The organism is Paraburkholderia sartisoli (assembly GCF_900107685.1).
Classification (GTDB): domain Bacteria; phylum Pseudomonadota; class Gammaproteobacteria; order Burkholderiales; family Burkholderiaceae; genus Paraburkholderia; species Paraburkholderia sartisoli.
Genome location: NZ_FNRQ01000007.1, coordinates 286331 through 307539, shown reverse-complemented (window position 1 = coordinate 307539; position 21209 = coordinate 286331). Strand labels below are relative to the sequence as shown.

General features: G+C 62.7%; 21 protein-coding genes and 2 pseudogenes. 12 read left to right on the top strand and 11 right to left on the bottom strand.

Annotated elements, in window-relative coordinates; all coding sequences use genetic code 11:
- The 3 genes from BLV45_RS21220 to BLV45_RS21210 all read right to left on the bottom strand — a co-directional run bounded on the left by BLV45_RS21220 (position 1) and on the right by BLV45_RS21210 (position 2830).
- Positions 1 to 1242 carry a diguanylate cyclase gene (locus BLV45_RS21220; RefSeq protein WP_090536111.1) on the bottom strand — a complete coding sequence of 414 codons (1242 nt, stop codon included), beginning with the start codon at positions 1240 to 1242 and terminating at the stop codon, positions 1 to 3.
- Positions 1239 to 2084 carry a YfiR family protein gene (locus BLV45_RS21215; protein ID WP_090536109.1) on the bottom strand — a complete coding sequence of 282 codons (846 nt, stop codon included), beginning with the start codon at positions 2082 to 2084 and terminating at the stop codon, positions 1239 to 1241. The genes BLV45_RS21220 and BLV45_RS21215 overlap by 4 nt, the downstream gene beginning before the upstream one ends.
- Before the next feature lie 293 nt (positions 2085 to 2377).
- A complete protein-coding gene (locus BLV45_RS21210; RefSeq protein WP_090536108.1) occupies positions 2378 to 2830 on the bottom strand; it encodes a winged helix-turn-helix transcriptional regulator in 453 nt (150 codons plus the stop codon).
- Positions 2831 to 2990: 160 nt separating this feature from the next.
- Between BLV45_RS21210 and BLV45_RS21205 the strand changes: the two genes are divergently transcribed.
- Positions 2991 to 3611, top strand: a complete 621-nt coding sequence (locus BLV45_RS21205; protein WP_090536107.1) for an NADPH-dependent F420 reductase — start codon at positions 2991 to 2993, stop codon at positions 3609 to 3611.
- Positions 3612 to 3848: 237 nt separating this feature from the next.
- On the opposite strand, the gene BLV45_RS21200 is transcribed toward BLV45_RS21205, so the two are convergent.
- A complete protein-coding gene (locus tag BLV45_RS21200) occupies positions 3849 to 4814 on the bottom strand; it encodes a LysR family transcriptional regulator (protein WP_090536355.1) in 966 nt (321 codons plus the stop codon).
- 53 nt (positions 4815 to 4867) lie between these two features.
- Between BLV45_RS21200 and BLV45_RS21195 the strand changes: the two genes are divergently transcribed.
- The 3 genes and pseudogenes from BLV45_RS21195 to BLV45_RS21185 form a co-directional block, all read left to right on the top strand.
- Positions 4868 to 5659, top strand: coding sequence for an SDR family oxidoreductase (locus BLV45_RS21195; RefSeq protein WP_245753446.1), 792 nt, complete (start codon positions 4868 to 4870; stop codon positions 5657 to 5659).
- Positions 5660 to 5875: 216 nt separating this feature from the next.
- On the top strand, positions 5876 to 7687 hold the full coding sequence (locus BLV45_RS21190; RefSeq protein WP_090536103.1) for a chloride channel protein: 1812 nt from the start codon (positions 5876 to 5878) through the stop codon (positions 7685 to 7687).
- Positions 7688 to 7903: 216 nt separating this feature from the next.
- A pseudogene (locus BLV45_RS21185) lies at positions 7904 to 8740 on the top strand (class I SAM-dependent methyltransferase); the annotation flags it as partial.
- 264 nt (positions 8741 to 9004) lie between these two features.
- On the opposite strand, the gene BLV45_RS21180 reads toward BLV45_RS21185, so the two are convergent.
- The 5 genes from BLV45_RS21180 to BLV45_RS21160 all read right to left on the bottom strand — a co-directional run bounded on the left by BLV45_RS21180 (position 9005) and on the right by BLV45_RS21160 (position 13724).
- Positions 9005 to 10039, bottom strand: coding sequence for a PDDEXK nuclease domain-containing protein (locus tag BLV45_RS21180; RefSeq protein ID WP_090536100.1), 1035 nt, complete (start codon positions 10037 to 10039; stop codon positions 9005 to 9007).
- Between the two features lie 410 nt (positions 10040 to 10449).
- Positions 10450 to 11595, bottom strand: a complete 1146-nt coding sequence (locus BLV45_RS21175; protein ID WP_090536098.1) for a WD40/YVTN/BNR-like repeat-containing protein — start codon at positions 11593 to 11595, stop codon at positions 10450 to 10452.
- Between the two features lie 92 nt (positions 11596 to 11687).
- Complete coding sequence (locus BLV45_RS21170) at positions 11688 to 11957, bottom strand: MoaD/ThiS family protein (protein WP_090536096.1); 270 nt, start codon at positions 11955 to 11957, stop codon at positions 11688 to 11690.
- Between the two features lie 106 nt (positions 11958 to 12063).
- Positions 12064 to 13356 carry an RNA polymerase sigma factor gene (locus BLV45_RS21165; protein WP_090536094.1) on the bottom strand — a complete coding sequence of 431 codons (1293 nt, stop codon included), beginning with the start codon at positions 13354 to 13356 and terminating at the stop codon, positions 12064 to 12066.
- Positions 13353 to 13724, bottom strand: coding sequence for a YciI family protein (locus BLV45_RS21160; protein WP_090536092.1), 372 nt, complete (start codon positions 13722 to 13724; stop codon positions 13353 to 13355). Before BLV45_RS21160 ends, BLV45_RS21165 begins: the two co-directional genes overlap by 4 nt.
- Before the next feature lie 551 nt (positions 13725 to 14275).
- Here BLV45_RS21160 and BLV45_RS27985 point away from each other — a divergent pair.
- The 3 genes and pseudogenes from BLV45_RS27985 to BLV45_RS21150 all read left to right on the top strand — a co-directional run.
- Positions 14276 to 14401: pseudogene (locus BLV45_RS27985) on the top strand (aldo/keto reductase); the annotation flags it as partial.
- Between the two features lie 30 nt (positions 14402 to 14431).
- Positions 14432 to 14815: a nuclear transport factor 2 family protein gene (locus BLV45_RS21155; RefSeq protein WP_090536089.1), complete on the top strand. Its 384-nt coding sequence runs from the start codon at positions 14432 to 14434 to the stop codon at positions 14813 to 14815.
- A gap of 214 nt (positions 14816 to 15029) precedes the next feature.
- A complete protein-coding gene (locus BLV45_RS21150; protein WP_090536087.1) occupies positions 15030 to 15917 on the top strand; it encodes a LysR family transcriptional regulator in 888 nt (295 codons plus the stop codon).
- A gap of 2 nt (positions 15918 to 15919) precedes the next feature.
- Here the strand turns inward: BLV45_RS21150 and BLV45_RS21145 are convergent, their stop codons facing one another.
- On the bottom strand, positions 15920 to 16840 hold the full coding sequence (locus tag BLV45_RS21145; protein ID WP_090536085.1) for a LysR family transcriptional regulator: 921 nt from the start codon (positions 16838 to 16840) through the stop codon (positions 15920 to 15922).
- 131 nt (positions 16841 to 16971) lie between these two features.
- Between BLV45_RS21145 and BLV45_RS21140 the strand changes: the two genes are divergently transcribed.
- On the top strand, positions 16972 to 17793 hold the full coding sequence (locus BLV45_RS21140; RefSeq protein WP_090536082.1) for a carboxymuconolactone decarboxylase family protein: 822 nt from the start codon (positions 16972 to 16974) through the stop codon (positions 17791 to 17793).
- A gap of 228 nt (positions 17794 to 18021) precedes the next feature.
- Positions 18022 to 18219: a DUF3562 domain-containing protein gene (locus BLV45_RS21135; RefSeq protein ID WP_090536080.1), complete on the top strand. Its 198-nt coding sequence runs from the start codon at positions 18022 to 18024 to the stop codon at positions 18217 to 18219.
- Between the two features lie 199 nt (positions 18220 to 18418).
- Here BLV45_RS21135 and BLV45_RS21130 read toward each other — a convergent pair whose 3' ends face one another.
- Positions 18419 to 18685, bottom strand: a complete 267-nt coding sequence (locus BLV45_RS21130; RefSeq protein ID WP_090536078.1) for a DUF4148 domain-containing protein — start codon at positions 18683 to 18685, stop codon at positions 18419 to 18421.
- Between the two features lie 283 nt (positions 18686 to 18968).
- On the opposite strand from BLV45_RS21130, the gene BLV45_RS21125 reads away from it, so the two are divergent.
- The 3 genes from BLV45_RS21125 to BLV45_RS21115 all read left to right on the top strand — a co-directional run bounded on the left by BLV45_RS21125 (position 18969) and on the right by BLV45_RS21115 (position 21199).
- Entirely contained in the window at positions 18969 to 19679 is a 711-nt protein-coding gene (locus tag BLV45_RS21125; RefSeq protein ID WP_090536076.1) for an anti-sigma factor family protein, read from the top strand.
- A gap of 126 nt (positions 19680 to 19805) precedes the next feature.
- Positions 19806 to 20324, top strand: a complete 519-nt coding sequence (locus BLV45_RS21120) for an RNA polymerase sigma factor (protein ID WP_090536353.1) — start codon at positions 19806 to 19808, stop codon at positions 20322 to 20324.
- Positions 20321 to 21199 (top strand): anti-sigma factor family protein, encoded by an 879-nt coding sequence (locus tag BLV45_RS21115; protein ID WP_090536074.1) that lies wholly within the window; start codon positions 20321 to 20323, stop codon positions 21197 to 21199. Before BLV45_RS21120 ends, BLV45_RS21115 begins: the two co-directional genes overlap by 4 nt.
- The last annotated feature ends 10 nt before the right edge of the window (positions 21200 to 21209 follow it).

The window sequence follows — 21209 nt, the reverse complement described above, 5'->3', positions numbered from 1 at the left end:
TCAACCGGATTGATCGAATGCGCTCAATCCGCGTTGCCGGGCCTTTGATTCGTACATGGCCGCATCCGCGACGCGGATCAGGCTGGTGGCGCTGGCTGCGTCATCGGGATAAACCGCGACGCCAATACTCACCGACGACGCGACCTGCGTCCCGTCGTCGAGCACAATCGGCTCGCGCATCGCAACGGCGACGTTGTGCGCGATGCGCGCGGCGTCGCCGAGATCGCGTAGCGGCGCAAGCAGCGCGGCAAACTCGTCACCGCCTATACGCGCCACAATGTCGCCGACGCGCAACTGTTCGCGAATACGGCGTGCGACCGTGGCGAGCACGTGGTCTCCGGCCGCGTGGCCGAGTGTGTCGTTGATGTCCTTGAACCGGTCGCAGTCGAGGAACAGCAACGCGAAGCGCAGCCTGTCGCCATCCGCGCGCGTCAGCGCCTGATCAAGACTCGCCTCGAAGGATAGCCGGTTGGGCAGACCAGTCAGGCTGTCGTGATTCGCCTGATGGGCAAGCGTCTGGTTCTCGCGTTGCATTCCGGCTTCCCACTTCTCCAGTTCGTCGAGCAGGCTGTTGAAGTCGGTTGCGAGATCGTTGAGATCTGCGATTCGCGCGGGCGGTACGCGCTGACCGAAGGAACGGGCTGTCCGTACCTGATGCGTAACCCGCGCCAATTCGACAAGTGGTGCGGTGATCGTCTTGAAGATTCGACGCGACAGGTACAGCGTACCCAGCATGCTAAGGATCATGCACGCGAAAATCCACAGGAACCCGGCTTCGAAAAAGCCGAGCAGCCCGTCGGGGCTGCCCTGAACGCGGACTTCACCGACCACGGCGCCTTCGCTCGAAACGGGTTCGGTGACAGGCTCCTTCAACAGCCATCGGCGGATGACCCTGCGCACCGGATCTTCCTTGTCGACGCCGACACGCGTCCAGGCGGCAAGGCGCTGGCCGTGGCTATCGAACGCCGAAACCGCCTCGACACTGTTCGCCGTCGCCATTCGCGCCAGCGAATCCTGCGCTGCTGCGTGATCGTTGAACACGACTGCTGCCTCGATCGTGTAAGCCATCGAGCGCGCGACGAGTTGCAGGTTATGTTCAGCCAGCGCGCGCAGTTGCAGCGTCCCGACGATCATCAGCGTGCCGCCGACCAGACTCACGGCGAGTAGCGCGCAGACCACGTTCGCACGCAATAGCGCCCGTGACAGCGTCAGCGGCGCGGGGGAGTTGTCGCGCCGTGTCATTGGGCCGGCTCCCTGGTGCGCGCGAGCAATAGCACTTTCGGGTTGATCCGCAAGCCACTTCGCACGATGGCGTCGAGATTCGCGGCGAACGAGATCGCGCTTGCGCTGGCGCTAGCGGTGAGACAGAAGAGGCTGCCCATCGCGCACGCGTCGTCGCTGCCGCCAATGCTCAGCACCGGCAGCCCCGCGAGGCGCTGGAACAGGTGTTCGTGTGCGGCTTCGTCAATGGGTTCGATATAAACGACGTCGCACCCGGTCTCGAGACGCGGATCGTTCGCGGCGTATCGCTGCGTTACGATCGTGCGCGACTGCAGATCGACCACATGTTCCCCGAGACGATCAGCGTAGCGCGCGGGCGTCACGATGCACAGCCGGATTGTGGTGCGTTCCGTCGGCCATCGGGTGAAACCCACGATGCCTGTGACGATCCGCGCGACTTCGACCGCACGTGCCTGCTGGCCGGTAGCACGCTGCGCAGCTAGTTGAGCATGGCTGTCGGGCGACGTGAGCAGCGCAATCAGGCAAAATGAAACGAACGACAGCAGTTGCCGCCAGAAAACGCGCGCCAGTTCCGGCGCGCGAAACGGATAACTGCCGACGTCGTGATGTCGTGAATGCGTCACGGATGCGAAATACCCACTCGGCGAACCGGTTTGAACAACAAGGACAAGGCATGCAACGCAGATCGGCACGCGAACTCCGCATGCCAGCAAATCGTGCGATTCTCGTTTCCGCAGGGTTTCAGGGCGACGACTATTTAAGGGCTGTTTTTTCGAAAAAATAGAGCTTGGTGAAAACCCTTGAACTTGCGGCGTCGCGGCTACGATTTTTGCATTCCCCACGTTAAATGCGCGTTAAGGCACGGAGCACTTCACCCTTGAAACCGCTACCGTTTAAAAGCGTTTAAAGCGCCTGACCGACTCGGCGCGAATGTGCATGCATATTATTTGAGGTCTTTAATCCGGCAGAAAACTACCGGACGGGTGCTCCGATCTTACCGGATTTTAGAAGAAAAAATCGATTCTTCAGTTACTGGATATAGAGCGGCGAATGTGGCACTTGCATTCGCCGCACCTTGTAGCCGGTGGTGTGCATATCGTTCGGGCGACGTGACGGGGCGCGTTTGCCGTCTTGCTCATTCCTTGCTCTCAGGAAAGATACATCCGCCATCGCGGACCAGCGCCTTCACCTCTTCGCTCACCTGCATGGGGCTTCGCCTTAATCGGGCAACGAACGCCTTGCTACGCCGCACGTACGACTTCGAATCGTGCTTCGCGCTCCAAAGGACTATGTCAAGCACGATGGGAATGAGGTCCAGGCCCTTTCCGGTCAGCGTGTAGAAGTCCTTGCGCCTGTCGTCGGGGCTGGGTGCCCTCGAGAGAATTCCTTGCTCCTCAAGAAAGGCAAGGCGGGAAGCAAGGACATTGGTCGCGATTCCCTCTTCCGATTTCAGGAACTCGCCATACGTCTTCTTGCCAGCAAAAACGATGTCGCGAATGATCAAGAGCGACCACCGGTCGCCGAAGATCTCCACGCCGTAGTTCACTGCGCAATGGGACCGAACGTCTTCTTTACACGTCGTCTTCATGGCTGGATCTTAACATCGCTTGCATGTTGCAAGTAAAATTCCGTTGTTTACTTGTTTTTTGCAAGTAATGTGGCTAGCATGGTTCGAACGTTGAGCGCGGTCACCGGATTGCGCCGGCACTCCATGAATGATCAACCCCCTATCAGTAAGGAAATTCGAAATGAAAATCGGCTTTATCGGCGCCGGGCCTGTCGCCCAAACGATCGCCAGACACGCCCTGGTGGCAGGTCACCATGTTGTGCTTAGCAACTCGCGTGGGCCAGAGTCGCTTGCTGCCCTTGTGGCGGAGTTGGGTTCCGGCGCTGCCGCCGGAACGGCGAAAGAGGCTGCGGAGCAGGACCTCGTCGTGCTTGCCGTCAAATGGTGGAACGTACAGGCGGCGTTGTTTTCGGTCGGCGACTGGACGGGCCGGATCCTCGTGGATACAACCAACCGCGTTGCCAGCGCCCAGCCTTTGGCGCCAGGCGACATAACCGGTCGGACGTCGAGCGAGATCGTCGCCGATCTCGCGCCGGGAGCGAAGGTCGTCAAGGCGTTCAACACCGTTCCGATGTCCTGGATCCCGGATTTCTCGCCGTCAAAGCGGAAGACCGCGTTCTTCGTGTCCGGGGACGACGCCGGCGCCAAAAAGGCGGTGAGCGACCTTATTGAGGAGATCGGTTTCTATAGTCTCGATCTGGGTTCCCTCGCGGAGGGCGGCCGGCTCCAGCAACTCGGCGGACCGCTCGTGGGGGTCAATCTTACGTTCAGTGAACGGTTCGTCCTTCCTGTGATCGACTGACCGGGAGAACGTGGCGCTTCACAATAACCTGCCGCTATTTCTCTTCGTAGCCGTCGCAACGATCACGCCGGGTGGCGCAACGACGCTGGCAACGGCTCCCGGCGCTGGGGCCCTATATGGCAGGTATGGCGATTGCCTTGGGGTCGATGGCCGCATCCACCGCAGTGGGGCTGGGCGGCCTCGTGCCAGCTCGGCCGGCATCGCTACCAGGTGTTGAGGCAAGCGAAGCGGCTCGCGTTATCTGCCATGGCTCGCTTCGCGCATCGGGTGTAGCGGATCGCCTCGTTTGAACGCGTCCATGAACTCCGCCGCCAGCCACGCGAGCCCCGGATCCTGGTCCTTCGCCGCGGCCCACATCAGCGAGACCTCATAGCGCGGCACATCGAATGGCAGGGGACTCATCGCCAGGTCCAAGGTGTCGCGCCAGACGCGGCCGATGAAGTCGGGAACCGTGGCGATCGCCGGCGTGCGCCGCACGATGAACGGGCTGGTCGCGAAATTCGAGCTGGAGAACACCACGTCGCGCTTGAGACCCTGTAGTGCCAGCTGCTCGTCGATAAAGCCGTTCAGGCCAGCGCTGAACGAGGTCAGCACGTGCCGGTGCCGCAGGAATTCATCCATTGACAGACGCTTGCGGCGCGTCTTGACGAGGCGCGGATTGTAGACGCTCACGAAGCGCCACTGAAACAGCGGCTGGCGCCGCTGCCACTGCACGCATTCCGGGAACACACCGACCGCCAGTTCGATCGCGCTCTCGTCGAGCATCGCCGCCGCGCGCGTTGAGTCGGTCGCGCGCGCGATCAGCTTCACGCCGGGTGCCGTGGTGGCGAGGCGCTCCATGATTTCCGGCATCAACAGGACCTCGAGCGAATCGCTCAAGCCAATGCGAAACACGCGCTGCGCGTGTGCCGGATCGAACGCCGGCGGCTGCGTGAGCGCCTGATGCAGCGATTGAAGGAAGGGCTCGATCTGTCGCGCCAGTTCGAGCGCGCGGGACGTCGGCGTAATACCGTGCGGGGTGCGCACGAACAGTTCATCGCCGAATGCCTCGCGCAGCCGCTTGAGCGCCCCACTCATCGCCGGCTGGCCGAGGAAGAGCCGCTGCGCGGCGCGCGTGACGCTGCGCTCCTCCAGCAGCGCGCGAAAGGCCAGCAGCAGGTTCAGGTCGAAGCGCCGGAAATCAGTTTCAATGATGTTGATCATCGTCGCAAACGATTTGAATGATATGAGCCCGACACGCATTCTATCGCCATGAGGTGCGCGGCAAACAATGTGACGGCACATTGGCGGGCGCTCCTCCTTTCATCGACAGGAGCAACGACATGGATTGGCAAGATCAGAAAGTCGTCGTGTTGGGCGGGTCGTCGGGCATGGGGCTCGCGACCGTTTCGCGGCTGAAGGAAGCCGGTGCGCACGTCGTGGCAGCCGGCCGCGACCGGGCCAGACTGGATAAGGCGCTCGCCGGCCTCCCAGGACGCGGGAGTGTCGCCGGCGAAGCGCTCGACTGCACCGACCGCGCCGCGCTCGACCGTTTCTTCGACCGCCAGGGGCGCATCGATCATCTGGTGCTGACGCTCTCTGGCGGCGAGGGCGCCGGCCCGTTCAACGAACTCGATCTGACTGCCTTGCGCCGCGGCTTCGAGGCCAAGTTCTGGCCGCAGCTCGAAGCCGCGCAGGCTGGCCTGCCGGCCCTGCGCCGCAACGGCAGCTTGACGTTCCTGACCGCCATTTCCGCGCGCATTGCCAATCCCGGCACGGCGGGGCTGGGCGCGATCAACGGCGCGCTCGAAAGCATGATCGGCACGCTTGCGCGCGAACTGGCGCCGCTGCGCGTCAACGCCGTTTCGCCCGGCGTGGTCGATACCGCCTGGTGGGACAGATTCCCGCCCGGCGTCAAGGAGGACCTGTTCCGCCAGCAGGCCGAAACCCTGCCGGTGCGACGCGTCGGCCACGCGCAAGACATCGCGCACGCGCTCCAGTTTCTGATGGAGAACACCTTCATGACAGGCGCGGTGATCGAGTGCGACGGCGGCTTGCGGCTGCTATGACGGCACACGTTCGAGGCCGGTTGTCAAAGCTCTGCCCTCTACCCGATGCGATCGGCTGAACTCGCCGCCCAGGCGTGTGAGGACCCGTGTGCGTCCCGGCAGATCGGCCCAAAGATGAGGAAGGACAGACTCGCAACAATCTGGCGTATTATATCGCATTGTGATATATATAGGCCCCGGGCACTGTAGATCTTCGGCCGTCAAACAAAGGGAATCATGAGCGAACACAAGGGCGATTTCGCAACAGATGTCCGGCTTCTGCGTATCAGTGCCATTGCGGCGGTTGGCGGAGCGTTGAGCACCGTCGCCGCCGATTTTTTGCTGCACCTTATCCGCCTGTTCACGAACCTGTTCTTCTTTCACACGATATCCACGGCGAACCATTCACCGTCACAGAACACGGTTGGACTGTTCGTCGTGGCGGCTCCAGTGATTGGCGGTTTGCTGGTGGGATTGATTGCCCGGTTCGGTTCGGAGCAGGTTCGCGGCCATGGCATCCCCGAGGCCATCGAAGCGATTCTGTTCGGAAAAAGCAAGATGTCGCCGAAGGTGGCGATCCTCAAGCCGCTCGCCTCGGCGATTGCAATCGGCAGCGGCGGCCCTTTTGGCGCGGAAGGTCCGATCATCATGACGGGCGGAGCGATCGGCTCGCTCATCGCCCAATACTTCCATCTGTCGAGTGCCGAACGAAAGACGCTGCTGGTGGCGGGCGCGGTCGCCGGCATGACTGCGGTGTTCGGCACGCCGGTTGCGTCCGTGCTGCTCGCCATCGAGCTTCTGCTATTCGAACTGCGGCCTCGCAGCCTCTTGCCGGTTGCGATCGCGTGTGCCGTGGCAGGCTTCACCCGGCCACTGCTGCTGGGGAGCGGACCTCTGTTTCCGCTGCATACATTGCCGCTCGGCCCGATCGGTCTCGTGTCGTCGGCGGTTGCGGGACTGATCGCCGGTGCGCTGTCCTGGGGATTGTCGACGGGGCTCTACAAGGTGGAGGACATGTTCGGCAGGCTGCCGATCCACTGGATGTGGTGGCCGGCACTGGGCGCGATCGCAGTCGGTATCGGCGGATATTGTCAGCCGCGCACGCTCGGCGTCGGATACGACGTCATCGGCGACCTGCTGCAAAACCACCTTGCCGTGCAGGTCGTGGTCGCGATCGTCCTGGTCAAGGCCATCATCTGGGTGATTGCGCTGGCTTCGGGCACCTCGGGTGGCGTACTGGCTCCGTTGCTGATGATGGGCGCGGGCGTGGGCGCCATTGTCGCCCCGTACATGCCCGGCGGCGAGCCCGCGGTCTGGCCGCTCATTTTCATGGCCGCCGCGCTCGGCGGCATGATGCGCGCGCCCGTGATGGCCGCGGTATTCGCGTTCGAACTGACGGGCGACGCCAATGCGTTGCTTCCCCTGCTGGCGGCCGCCGCAGTCGCGTATGGTTTTACGGTCCTGCTCATGCGCCGCTCGATTCTGACCGAAAAGGTTGCCCGCCGCGGCTATCACATCTATCGCGAGTACAGCATCGATCCGCTCGAGAGACATTATGTCGACGAGGTCATGACCCGCACCATCGAGACGATCGATGCGAAAGCAACGGTCGCCGAGGTGCTTCGGGACTATTTCGGGGCAGGGCAGAAGTATCGTGCCTATCCGGTGGTCGACAATGGAGTCCTGGTGGGCATGGCAGACCGGACGCTGCTCGACCGGATTCCCCTGGAAAAAACCGATGCTCCGCTTGGCACGTTCTTCGCGCAGGCGCGCCCCCAGATCGCGCTGCCGCGAGAGACGTGTAGAAGCGTGGCCGCTCGCCTTGCAATAACCGGACTCGATCGGGTTCCCGTGGTCGAAGACGAGGAGACGTATCGCCTGCTCGGCATCGTGTCGCGGCACGACCTGGTCAAGCCGTCCATGTCGGTGTTCGCGGAAGAGCATGAAGTCGAGCAGTTCCGTCGCGTGTGGATTCCGCGCAGCACGCGCATGGCACCGACCAGCAAGCGTGAAGATGTGCCGGGCAAGCACGCCGACGTGGGGCGGTAATAAAAAACAGCGCAACGGAGGGAGACACAGATGCCTCAGGACGGAAAAGTAAACCGGTGGCTCAGCGAGGTTCGCACACGGATGGGCAAGTCCGCGCACACCACGCCATGGGAGAGACAGCCATCCGGTCCTGAAAGGCCCGAACACCGAAAACTTTCCACCGTCCTGAAGTCGGTTGCGGCGAAGGCGCTGCTGGAGCGCGACAGGCACCTGCGCGACGTGCCGCACGAATATCACTCAATGGGACTGGACCCGCGGATGGTCTATTCGTGCGCGTGGTTCGAGAACGGCGACGAAGATCTCGCAACCGCGCAGCTGAAAAAGATCGACCACGTCCTCACGAAAATCGGTCTCAAACCGGGGCAAAGCCTGCTCGATGTCGATTGCGGGTGGGGCGCGCTGGTGATTCGCGCGGCCGAGAAGTTCGGAGCGCATTGCGTCGGCATTACGCAGTCGAAGAATCAGTTCGATTGGGCCAACGAGTGCATCAAGGCGGCGGATCTTGCCGACCGCGTCGAAATCCGCTTGCAGGCGTGGCCGGATGTCGAAGGCCGGTTCGACCGGATCACGAGTCTCGGCATGTTCGAGGTCGACAATCGCGGCAGTCTTTCGGAATACTTCTCGGTCCTGCAGGAACATCTCGCGACGGATGGCGTGCTCGTCAGTCACGGCATCATGTCGACGGGACCCGGCAGCGGCGAGTTCGGCTTCGACGGCGGCGAGTTTTCCAGCCGGTATGTGTTTCCAGACGACGAACTGCCCGATCTTGGCTATGCGTTGACTGCAATGCAGGAAGGCGGACTGGAAGTGTCGGACATCCAGAACCTGCGTCGGCATTGCGTGAGGACGCTGCGTTTGTGGGAAGAGAACTTCAGGGCGAAATCGACGGCGCTGCGGCAACTTGTTGATGATCGAAGCTTTCAGACGTGGTGCGACTATCTGAGTGGCTGGGCCACGGCATTCGAGCACGATGATGTGGCGATTTACCAGATAGTCGGGCGCAAGGTGGGTACACGCGCCAGTGCGCTGCCGTGGCCTGGTGCGGTGGGTTGATGCGCGCCGGGCACCTCGTCCGCTGCTTGAAGAACAGCTGGCCTGCGGAGCAACAGCTCGTGTATTGGAAAGCTGACGCTCGCACCACCACCAGGGAATGTCTGGGCGATTGACCGGTCCGGTCGATTACACGACGAATGCGCTTGCCTTGCGAGCACCTGCTATTTAAAAGCGAAGCCAACGACTGGATGTCTCGCGGAAGTGGTCTGCGAGTAACAAAAACTGGCCAGCCGCCGCCAGGTAGAACGCTACCGTCCAAACGCTTCAAGTTTTTTGCTGATCCTGCAGCCGCGCTCTAGCCGACACGATCGATTGCTGCAGCTTCGCCTGCAACGCTTCGCGCGGCGGCAACACTGTGAGGTATTCGGCAACGTGGATACCGCTTTTGTCGAGTTCGAGCAGTTCAATCTGTTCCTGTTTCTTGCCAGCACACAGAATGATCCCAAGCGGTGGTTGTTCGTCTGGCTCTTGCTCGTACTTCGCCAGCCAGCGCAGATACAGTTCCATCTGACTCTTGTACTCGGCCTTGAAGGCGCCTAGTTTCAGTTCGATAGCCACAAGCCGTTTGAGCTTGCGGTTGTAGAACAGCAAGTCGATGTAGAAATCGTCATGATCGATCTGCACGCGCTTCTGGCGTGCCACGAAAGTGAAACCGGCACCGAGCTCAAGGAGGAACTGCTCCATCTCGCGCAAGATGGCGTCCTCGAGATCTTTCTCCAGGTAGCGGTCGTTAAGTCCAAGAAAATCCAGCACATACGGATCCTTGAGCAGTACATCCGGCGATACGCGCTGCTCCTGCCGCAGTTGCGCCAGGTCATGCTGTACCGCTTCTGCCGGTTTTCGCGAAATTGCGCTGCGCTCGAACAGCATCGAATTGATTCGCTCCTGCAACTGTCGTGACGACCAGCGCTCGAGTCGGCACAACTCGAGATAAAAGTCCCGCTTGAGCGGATCGTCGATATACAGGAGGGTCTTGAGATGGGTCCAGCTTAATTCTCTCCGCACCGCGGAGAGAATTGCCTCATCTGGAAAAACTTCAGCAGCCCGCAAGCAATGTCGCAATTGCTGCTCGCTCCAACCCCGTCCGTACTCGGCCGTCAACTGGCGGGCGAGCGACGCGATCACCTGCTGACCGTACCCGGCCCGCGTGCCGCGCAACACCTCGGCGCGAATGCTGCGGCCGACTTGCCAATACAGGCGCGTCAACTCGGCATTCACCGCGATGGCGGCGCGCTCGCGCGCCGACTTGATCAAGAGCCGGACTTCGTCCAGCAGCGGCAAGGGCGTCAGATCACTCATTCAGTCATTCACGCAAGAGACGAGGCAATGGTGTATGCCGTTACAGGCAACCCAACCACCTTACAGCAAAAGATCTCTGCCGGAAACCACGCGTACGGACGGTCCAGCGGTCATGTCCCGCACGATTGTCTCCGCAGCGCGGAGACAAAGACAGCCGACTGAACAACGCTGTCATTGTTTCGTTGAGGTGACCGCTTCGCTGCGCGAATCGGACATTGCTTGACTGAAAACTGCGAACGTCTGTTTTCGCCGTCGATGTATGCGAGCTTTCCGGCATGCAGCCGTCATTCGGGTGTTTGCGACGACAATATTCGTTATCAACGTCTGAGCGCTTTTTCCTTCAATTCCGGAGTCATTCCGCTCGTCGGCCCGCTTCACTATATAAGCCGCCGTTCGACTGGCAAAGACCGTCATCCAAACCGGACACAATAAACAGGCGGCAAATGCGCTGAAATCAATTGCCAGCTTTCGCCGCCGTCGCCGGATGTCCATAGCGAACCGGTGGTCGACCCCATCGCGAGGCGCGTGCCAGCGTCGTCTACAGCGAGGCCGTGCCGGTACACGAGGTCATACGCCGGTGCAGGCGGCAAGCCATTCGAGAAACGATCGAACGTGCGGCCGCCGTCGCGTGTGCGCGTGACGACGAACCGGCCGTCCACCGGGATCCGGCACTCGTCTTTCACGGCGGGCACGAACCACGCGGTGTCCGGCTCGTGCGGATGCACGGCAACCGCGAAGCCGAAGCTCGATGGCTGCGCCTCGATCCGCTGCCAGTGCGCCGCGCCGTCGGTCGAGCGGAAGATCGCGCAGTGATGCTGCGTCCACAGCACATCGGGGTTGGCCGCGCATTGTACGACCCGGTGCGGGTCTTGCACGTTGGCGTCGCCGCGCCGCTCGGGCGGCATGTAATCAGCCTCCATGCCCTCTGCCGTCACGCGCCAGGTCGCGCCGCCGTCGGCGGTTTGCCAGACGCCGCCGCACGATATGCCAACTGTCACATGCCGGCTGTCGCGTGGATCAACCATCACGGAATGGATGCCCGCCGCGTCATAGCCGCCTCCGAACCATTCTCGGCACTCCGGCTGATCCCACAGCGCACGGTTGAGCACCCACGTGTCGCCGCCGTCGCCGGAACGGAAGAGTCCGCCGGGAATCGTGCCGGCCCACAAGACGCCCGGCTCGTCCGGGCCACCGGTTTCGAGCGACCAGATTTGTTGAAGCGTCCATGCAGCGGGTGGCGAGCTGGGCGCGATGGCGCCCGCATTGTCATTCGTGTTTGCGCCGTCACCGGCACGCGTCTCGCCAGCGGATTGCGGCGGGTAGACGGGAACCGCGCACTCTTCCCAATCCGCCATGCCCGCACGCCGGCGATGCAGCTTCACGCCGAAGTGGCCGAGCGTGAGCGCCGCATACAGCGACCCGTCGCGCGAATCAGGCAGCACCATGCTTACCGGCTCGCCGGCGAAATGCAGCTCATCGAACGCCCAGCGGCCTTCGCCATTGGCTTTCAGAACGAACAGACCCTTGCGGGTCGCGACAAGCAAGCGATCGCTCATGTCGAGTGTCTCCTGTCAACCAGATGTCAACCGGAGCTGGCGCTCTGGCGCGTGCTCCGATTCGATGTAAAGCTCGAGTACGGATGGTCTCCTTACCCGCCCGACAGCGCCTGCACGACATAAACCCGGCTCTGCTCGCCGAGCGCATCGGACAGATGTTGCCGGTCGCGCACCCGCCGGCCGTCGACGAACACGGCGAGATGCGGCCGCAGCGAGCCCTGATCGTCAAGGATGTAGCCGCGCAGTCGAGGTTGCGCGGTGAAGACGGTCTCGAGCGCTTCGCTCAGCGTGCATGCGTCGATCTCGCGCTCGGGCGTCGCGATATGCCGCTGAATCGAAGCAGCGAAGAAGATATGCGCCATGGCAGAGTCGCGTCGCGGGGAGGGCAGTGTCCGTTGATTCTGTAGTTTAGGCGATTCGCCGGTTGCTTCGGGGCATCGCCATTCGCCAGACGATAAACGGCATGATTCATCGTCCTTCATCTCTCGACGTCCCGCTTCCCGCCGATGACAGCGCGATCCGCTTGCGCTGCAGGAACCGGCGCACGGCCGGATCGCGCTCGAGTCCGATCGCGAGATCGTACGCGCCGAGCGCTTCGTCCGTCGCGCCGGCACGCGCGAGCAGATCGGCGCGCGCAGCCCAGTACGGCTGGTAGTCGGCCAGCCGCGGATCGCCCGCATACGGTTCGAGCGCGTCGAGCGCCGCCTGTGGGCTGTCCCGTTCCGCCAGCGCGAGCGCGCGGTTCACCGCGACCACCGGCGACGCTGCAATCGCGAGCAGCGCATCGTAAAGCTGCACGACCTCGTCCCAGTTCGGGCGATGCGTCCGGCAGCGGTAGATGTGCGCCGACTGCAGCGCGGCCTCGAGCTGAAAGCGTCCGATTGCGTTGAATGCGCTCGCGCGCCGCAGCAGTGCGTTGGCTGCGTCGATCATCGGCGTGTCCCATGTCGCCGGATCCTGAGCCGACAGCGGCACGTAGTCGCCGGCCGCGTCGCGTCGCGCATCGCGCCGTGCCTGCGCATACAGCATCAGCGCGAGCAGGCCAAGCGTCTCTGGCTCTTCGGGCAGCAGCTCGACAAGCAGGTGTGCGAGAAACAGCGCCTCGCCGACGAGATCGCGCCGCCCGGTATCGCCGCCGACCGGATCGGTCCACCCTTCCGCATACGCGGCATAGACCGCTTCCAGCACCGCGGCGAGCCGGCCGGGCAACTCCTCGCGCTCCGGTACGCTGAACGGAATGCCCGCGGCGCGAATCTTGTTCTTCGCCCGCACGAGGCGCTTGCCCATCGCGGCGGGCGACATCAGGAACGCGGACGCGATCGTCTTCGCTTCGAGCCCCAGCACCACCTGCAACATCAGTGGCGTGCGAATCGCGGCCTCGAGCGCAGGGTGCGTACACGCGAACAGTAGCGCAAGCCGCCGGTCGGGCAACATGCCGGCTTCGCGCTCGTCGATCTCGTCGGCGAGGATCGCAAGCTGGTTCGTCACTTCGTCGCCGATACGGCGATGACGCGCGCCATCGAGCGCCCGGCGGCGCGCAACCGTCATCAGCCACGCTTCGGGATTCGCGGGGCAGCCGCGCTCCGGCCAGTCCGCGAGCGCGGCCGCAAACGCGTCGGCCAGCGCGTCCTCGGCCGCGGCGACGTCGCGCGTGCGCATCGCCAGCAGTGCGACGAGCTTGCCGTAACTGCGGCGAGCGACCGCCTCGGCAATCGAATGCGCGGCGTCGTCGGTGTCACGGCCGCCGCCGGAATGACTCATGTAGCAGATGGCGCGTCGTAGGGGGCAGTCCAGACCGGGCGCACTTCCATGAGACCATGCGCCGCGCCGGGACAGCGCGACGCCCACGAGATCGCCGCGTCCAGGTTGGGCACGTCGATCAGGTAGTAGCCGGCGAGCTGCTCCTTCGAATCGGAATACGGTCCGTCAAGCACCTGCGGCTTGCCGTCGACGAGCCGCACCGTGGTGGCCGTGTTCGTGTTCTGCAGCCGGTTGGAGCCCACCAGCACCTGCGCTTTTTTCAGCGATTCGGTGTACGCCTGATAGGCGGCAACCCCTTGCTGCCGCTCGCTGTCGGTCATCTGGTTCCAGCCGTTTTCTTCCGAATAGATCATCAATAGATATTGCATATGAGCCTCCGTCATGGGGTTAAGGCGGGTGAATCACATCGGGCCGCCATTACAATGACGCTCGGGCCGCGTCCTGATGGACAGGCAGCGTCGAAAAAATCGCGGACGGCACACCCGCGCTGGGTGCTCGCCTCCGTCGAGGATTATGCGTGTCATACCCTCCCGGAATCCTCCGCCGCCGCCTGCTACACTTGATCAGGAAGCCGACCTGTCTAGCGCCCGGTTTGGCCCTGATAGCGGCGGCTGGGTTGCGAATCAACCCGACTCGATTTGACGGCTTCAACTTCCGCACATTCAACACCAATCCTGCCTGGGAGAGAAGGGCTTCACGGCCATCATTCTGCTCGTCCGGGTTGTCGACACAACGCTGACTTCTTTGCCAAAGCCACGAAGTCGCGTCTGCCGATAAAGCGGTACTTCACATTCCGTTAAGTAACGAGACTCAGTGTAAGCAGTTCACGAATTCGTTAGCCATGAATTTGCCATGAAGCGGTTAGCCGACTCGAACGACTACCCGTGCTACCAGAGACGCGCTGGAAGCCGGCTATCGACACTTCGATCGTTCCGCGCTTCGGGCAGACGCGTTCGACGAGATCAACAGGATCGAGACGAGGCAGAGGTTCAACGAAGTCGTCAAGACGGGCGGCCCCGGGTTTATTCCGCGGCGTACGCAATAGATAGACGTGAACGGTATCCGGAGGCACGCCATGCAGGAAGAAAAAATACGTGAAGCCCTGAATGCGCACTGGCAGGCATCGGCGGCCGGCGATCTCGACGCGGAACACGATATTTACGATGACGATGCCATCTGTGACTATCCCCAATCAGGTGAACGAATCCTCGGGCGAATTAATTTGCAGGCACTGCGGGGTCATCATCCAGATAAGCCATCAGGTTTCGATGTCAGGCGAATTCAAGGGGAAGACAATCTCTGGATCACGGAATACACCATCACCTATAAGGGACGAGCAACTTGCACGGTAAGCATCATGGAGTTCTGCAACGGCAAGGTTATTCACGAGACCCAGTATTTTTCGGATCCCTTTGAGGCACCGGGTTGGCGCAGTCGCTGGGTTCAGCAGATCGCGTGAACCCCGCTGTCTCATGCACGCGACCGTCATGCGTTCTTCAGTCTGAAGCTGTTGGTGAGTGCTTTTTTGCATCGGCACACCCTACGCCAGGTAAGGTGTTGCACTTCAAAATTCCAGACGTAACCCCCGCAAGCATTCATTTATAGTCTGTCCTTGCAGCGCCAGCTTTCCAGTGGCGCATCAGCACCAATAAAACGACCGTCGCGCATCGACAATGAAAACCACCACGGAAGAACTGCTGGCGTTTGTCTCGGTGATCGACGCCGGCTCGATTACCGCGGCAGCGGAGACGTTGCAGCAGACCGTCTCGGGCGTGAGCCGCGCGCTCACGCGTCTGGAAAAGAAACTCGACGCGACGTTGATCCACCGCACGACACGCCGCCTTCAGCTGACCGACGAGGGCGAGCTGTTCCTGCTGCGCGCGCGTGCGATTCTCGCCGCGATGGAGGACGCCGAAGAGCTGATCGTGCGCCAGCGTCAACGGCCAGCGGGCTGGTTACGCGTAGACGCGGCTTCGCCGTTCATGCTTCATTGCATCGTGCCGCACGTGGTGGAGTTCGCCACGCTGTACCCGGAAATATCGCTTGAATTGAGCAGTAACGAGCGGATCGTCGATCTGCTCGAACAGCGGGTGGACGTCGCGATCCGCATCGGCGTGCTGCAGGATTCGACGCTGCATGCGCGCTCGCTCGGCAGCAGCCGGTTGCGCGTGATGGCGAGCCCCGCGTATCTCGCGCAATCCGGCGAACCGCGCACGGTTCAGGAACTGGCGGGTCACAGGCTGATCGGCTTTACGGCGCCGGAAAGCCTGAACGACTGGCCGCTCCGGGAAGCGGGTCGCAGCTTCGTCAGGATCGAACCGGCAATCGGGGCGTCCAGCGGCGAGACGATCCGGCAACTGGCGGTTGCGGGCGGCGGCATTGCGTGTCTGGCCGAGTTCATGACCGCGGCGGATGTGCGCGAGGGCAGGTTGCAGACGATACTCGACGACGTACTCATCGACATGCGCCAGCCGGTGAGCGCGGTGTTTTATCAGAGCGCGGCGATGTCGGGACGAACGCGTGCGTTCCTCGACTTTCTCGCGACGCGGCTGCTGCTCTGAAATCAGCGCTTGCCGGAAGCCGGCTTTGCCTCACCGTAATGCGCACGCAAGGCCGTCATCAATAAAGACAGCGCCGGATTCGCCGCATCCGGCAGCGTCGCGAGCGCGACATCGACGCGCAGATCCGCCTGCTCTTTCAGCTCGCAATACACGACACCTTCGCGCGCCATCGATTTGAGCGACGCCGGAATCAACGCGACACCCTCGCCCGCGGCGATCAGCCCGAGCATCACATGATGATCGGCGGGTTCCACCGCGCGGGGAGGATCGAATCGCCATGCCCTGAACAGCTTCTCGTAGTGATCGAACCACGCGGGATTGGCGCGCCGCTGCGGCCAGAAGAGCGTGTCGGCGGAAAGGTCGAGGAGCGAAATGCGCTTTTTGCGGCTGAGCGCGTGCCCACGCGGCAACGCCGCCACGAGCGGATCGACGAAAAGACGCTGCACCTTCAGATCCGCGACTTCGGAAGGCAGGCCGATCAGGGCCGCGTCCAGCGCGCCGCGTCGCAGGTCCGCCACCGACTGCTTCGAGTACTGGCGCTTTTGCGTCAGTTGCAACGCGGGATCGCGGTCCTTCAGCGCGCCTTCGAGCCACGTGAAGAGCGCCGGATCGAGCACGGTCGTGATGCCCAGCCTGAGTTCAAGCCGCTCACCCGCGCGCTGCCGCACGCGGGTGAGCATCGCGTCGGCGTCGCCCAGCAGCTTGCGCGCTTCCTTTAGCAGATGCGTGCCCGTTGCCGTCAGCGCCACGCCGCTACGGTCGCGCTCGAACAGCCGCGCACCGACCGTTTCTTCCAGCGCCTGGATCTGCCGCGTGAGCGGCGGCTGCGTGATCGAAAGACGCTCGGCCGCGCGGCGAAAACTCAACTCTTCCGCGACGGCGACAAAGTAGTGCAGCTGCCAGAGTTCGACGCGTGTCTGCATCCGTGAAGTTCCTTGCCCGTTCTGATACGCCAAAGGTATCACGCCGAATGAATTGGCGCCGCGAAAACGGAGCCGATATCGTGTGTTCAACGGGCCGGCAATCACGCGCGGCCCATCGCCCTGGGGACACCATGAACCACGCACTTTCCACGACGGCAGTCGGCCTTCACTATCTCGCGATGATCGAAGGCACATCGCATCCTTCGATTGTCGATGCACTCGGGGACATTGCGCCCGATCTCGCCGATCTGACAATCAGCTTCGCGTATGGCCAGGTCTATTCGCGACCGGGCCTCGATTTGCGTCAGCGCCAGCTCGTGACGGTCGCGGCGCTCGCGTCGATGGGCGGCGCGGAACCGCAACTGAAGTTCCACATCGCGGGTGCGTTGAACGCGGGCGGCTCGCCAGAAGAAGTCGTCGAACTGATGATGCATCTCGCCGTTTATGCGGGCTTTCCCGCGGCGCTTAACGGAGTGTTCGCGGCAAAGGCGGTGTTCGGCGAAAAGGGCATCGTCGCGGGCACCACGCGGGTCGCGCCACGCACGTCGCGTTACGACGACGGCCTTGCGAGCCTGCGGGAAATCGACGGCGCGGCAGGTGAACACGTGATCGATTCGCTGCGCGACATCGCGCCGGATCTGGGGCGTTTCGTCATCGAGTTCGGATTCGGCGACATCTATACGCGGCCGGGTCTCGATCTCCTGTCGCGCGAACTCGCGAGCGTCGCGGTACTCGCGGCAACCGGTTCGGCGACGCCGCAACTGAAGGTCCACATGCACGGCCTGCTCAACGTGGGCGGAACGCGCGAACAGCTCGTCGAAGTGATCACGCAGATCGCCGTGTATGCCGGATTTCCGCGGGCGATCAACGCCGCGCTCGCCGCGAAGGACGTGCTCGCCGGACGCGCGGATACGCGGCATCAGGAGCATCAAGGGCGTTCGGTAGCGCGGTAACCGGCGAAGCGCGTTGCGCCCGGCCATCCGTCGCCCGGGCGCGGCTTTCCGGGCGCGCCACAGATGATCCTTGCATATCGTAAGGTCGGTTTCATCAGACGGGACACAAAAAGCCAATCCGCTGGTTGATAGAGGGATTCAATTTGCAACATTCACGGCAGCGTCCTGTAATGGACATCTGCCTGTCTTTTTCCGATCTTCCACCCCTGTTCCGGAGCGCGCGTCATCATGGCCCAACCCAACGTCGAGGAAGTTGTCAACGCAATCGCTGAAGAGACCCGCACACCGCCCGAAACCGTCTCGAAGATGTTCGCCGATACGTGGGCACAGTACGACGAAGGCGCACGGATTCGCGACTTTCTGCCGGTCCTCGTCGCGAAACGCGTGCGCGATAACCTGCGCCACCCGCCCGGCGGCCGGCGTTAGGCGCAGGTGCCACGGGCAGGCGGCGCGAAAACCCGCGCCGGACTGCCGCGCAACGCCACGGTTCATGGCGCAATGCCACGTGGCGGGTACAAATCCGTTCTGTTGTTGTAATCACGTTTAACCACATAGTGAACGGATCGCCATTCTGGCTTGAACGGCAGCGCCTGCCGTCAGCGTGCCGGTCGGCCACACCCGACGGTCATTGCGCGCCAGGCACGGCGCTGGCGCCACTCGCCATATCCGTCGTATTTCCCTGTTTCGCGAGACGCTCGGCTTTCATCCGCTCGACGGTTGCGGCAAAGACGGGACTGACATCGGGATACGACGCATCGGTGACGAAGGCAAGGCCATTCTGTTGCGCTTCGATCAGTTCCTGGTAGACCTGGGCGCGCGTCTTGCCCTCGGCAAATGCGCTCGACGATGCGAGCAGGGCCAGCGACAAGGACATCATGACAAGCGTTTTCATGTTCGACTCCTGAACGTGTTGTGCGGAATGCACTCGGGATAACACGCACGTTCTTTCGAAAATTCCCGCAAAAACGCGGGAAAACGCGTTGAATCGAAAAAAATAAAAATCTGCGGAGAATGTCGGACTGACTGGAAATAAACCCGGCGGAACGGGTGTTAACGCTCTCCGGCCGGGACGATATCCGGCGCGCCGCGCCCCGAAAAAAACGGGCCGCCGATGGAATAAAACGGGTCCGTACGTGTTCGCGCGTTGAAGACTCCATGCCCCTTTCGAAATCCGTATGTACTCCGTTCAACATCCCTCCGATGCTGTCGTGTCCGAAGCCGACATCCAGGCGTTCGTCGATGGCCTGCTCGCGCCGGATCGCGCCGCGCGAATCCAGCGCTATCTGGAGGAGCGTCCCGACGAAGCGCGCCGTGTCGCGTTTTACGGAAAACTCAACTGGCGCATGCACTCGACGTTTCAGGCGACTGACGAGAGCGGCCGTTCGCCGCGCGCCAGGGTCGCGCCAGGATGGTTGCGGCAACACGTCCGCAGGATCGCGGCGGTCCTGCTTCTGGCAGGCGTCGCCGCAACAGGCGTGCTGTGCGCGATGCGCGTGCCGGACGCGGCACTGGAGGCAGGTGCGATCATGGCGCTCGCACAGGCAAACGCCATGCATATGCCCGTCGATGGTCGAAGCGATGTGCCGTTACTGAACGTGGCGCCGGATCTTTCCCGCGCCGGTTTCCGGCCGGTCGCGGCCACCACGTTGCCGGTCGGCGCGTTTGTGGAGGCGCACGGCTTTGTCTATTGCAATGCAGCGGGCGAGCGGGCGGTGCTGCTTTCGGTACACGACATGACTGCGGCTGCGCAACCGCAGTGGCGGGCGCGCCGGGTGGGCGAAAGCCGCGTGCTGGAGTGGAGCACGGGGCACCGGCGGTACGTGCTTGCCGGCGGCGCCCGCACGCACGGTCTGATGCGCGCGGCCGATCTGCTGGCTTCGCGATGAGGCGCGCAGGGCGTCTGGAAGAAAAAATGCGTCCCCACTGGAATAAAGCGCTGCACACGCTGTTTGGTCTGTGTGGATCTTGCGTTCGAGCCCGCGGTGCCGGGACTGAAAGGAAAAGGAAGCGCGATGAGCGTCCGTGATGGTTTGATGGATCAGGTGCCGCGGCTGCGTCGTTACGCACGCGCGCTGATCAACAATCGCGAACTGGCCGACGACCTGGTGCAGGACACGCTGGAGCGCGCGCTGCGCAACGCGGGACAGTTCCGGCCCGAGTCGGACCTGCGCGCGTGGCTTTTCACGATCATGCACAACGTGTTCATCAACCAGGTCCGCAAGGCCGGCGCGCGCGCGGTCCATGTGTCGGTCGACGATGACGCGCTGCCGCAAGGCGAATTCGCAGTGCAGGCCAACCAGTCGCAGTCGCTGGAAGTGCGCGATCTCGACTTCGCGTTGCAACGCCTGCCGGACGACCAGCGCGAAGTCGTGCTGCTGGTGGGCCTCGAAGAAATGAGCTATGCCGACGTGGCGCTGGCGCTCGGCGTGCCGATCGGCACCGTGATGTCGCGCCTTTCGCGGGGACGCGAGCGGTTGCGCGCGCTGATGTCGGGCAAGCAGCCCGGTGCGAAATTGAAGGTGGTGCGATGAACGATCCACGTCAGATCAGCGAAGAAGAGCTGCACGGCTACGTCGACGGGTCGCTCGCCGCACATCGCCGCGAGGAAATCGACCGGCTGCTCGAAACGAACGACGAACTGGCCGCGCGCGTCAGCGACTATTTTTCGCTGAACAACATGTTTCATGAGCGCTACGACCGTGTGCTCAGCGAACCGGTGCCGGCGCGCCTGCATCTGGCCGTGAAGCGGCGCTGGCACGACGCGCTGAACTGGCCGCAGTTCGCCGGCATGGCCGCTGCGCTGATTCTGGGCGTCGGCATCGGTATGGGCATGAGCATGGGGACGAACATGGGCCGGCAGGTCGCCGCCGTCGTGACCGGCGAAGCGGACAATGCGCCCGAACATCGTGTCAGTGTCAGTGCCGACGGCGCGGAATCGTTCGCGCGGCAGTCGGCGATCGCGCATGTGCTGTACGCACCCGAGGTGACGCGGCCGGTGGAACTGGGCGCCGACCGTGAACAGGAACTGGTGAAGTGGGTGTCGAACCGGATAGGCACGAACGTGCGGCCGCCGGTTCTCACGCGGACCGGCTTCGAGTTGATGGGCGGGCGTCTGCTGCCGGGCGCCGATGGTCCGGTCGCGCAGTTCATGTATCACGACGCGAGAGGCGAGCGCATCACGCTGTGCATTTCGCACCGCAAGGTGAGCGCCGACACGACCGCGTTCAAGCTCTATCAGGACGGGTCGGTGAACGTGTTCTACTGGGTGGACGGCGACTTCGGCTATGCGGTGTCGGGCGGGATCGACCGCAAGACGTTGCTTGAACTATCGCATGACGTGTACGCGCAGTTGACGGCTGACGGAACGGCGCCGGCGGCTGCTTCCGCTGCGAAACGCACGAACTGATTGACCCGCT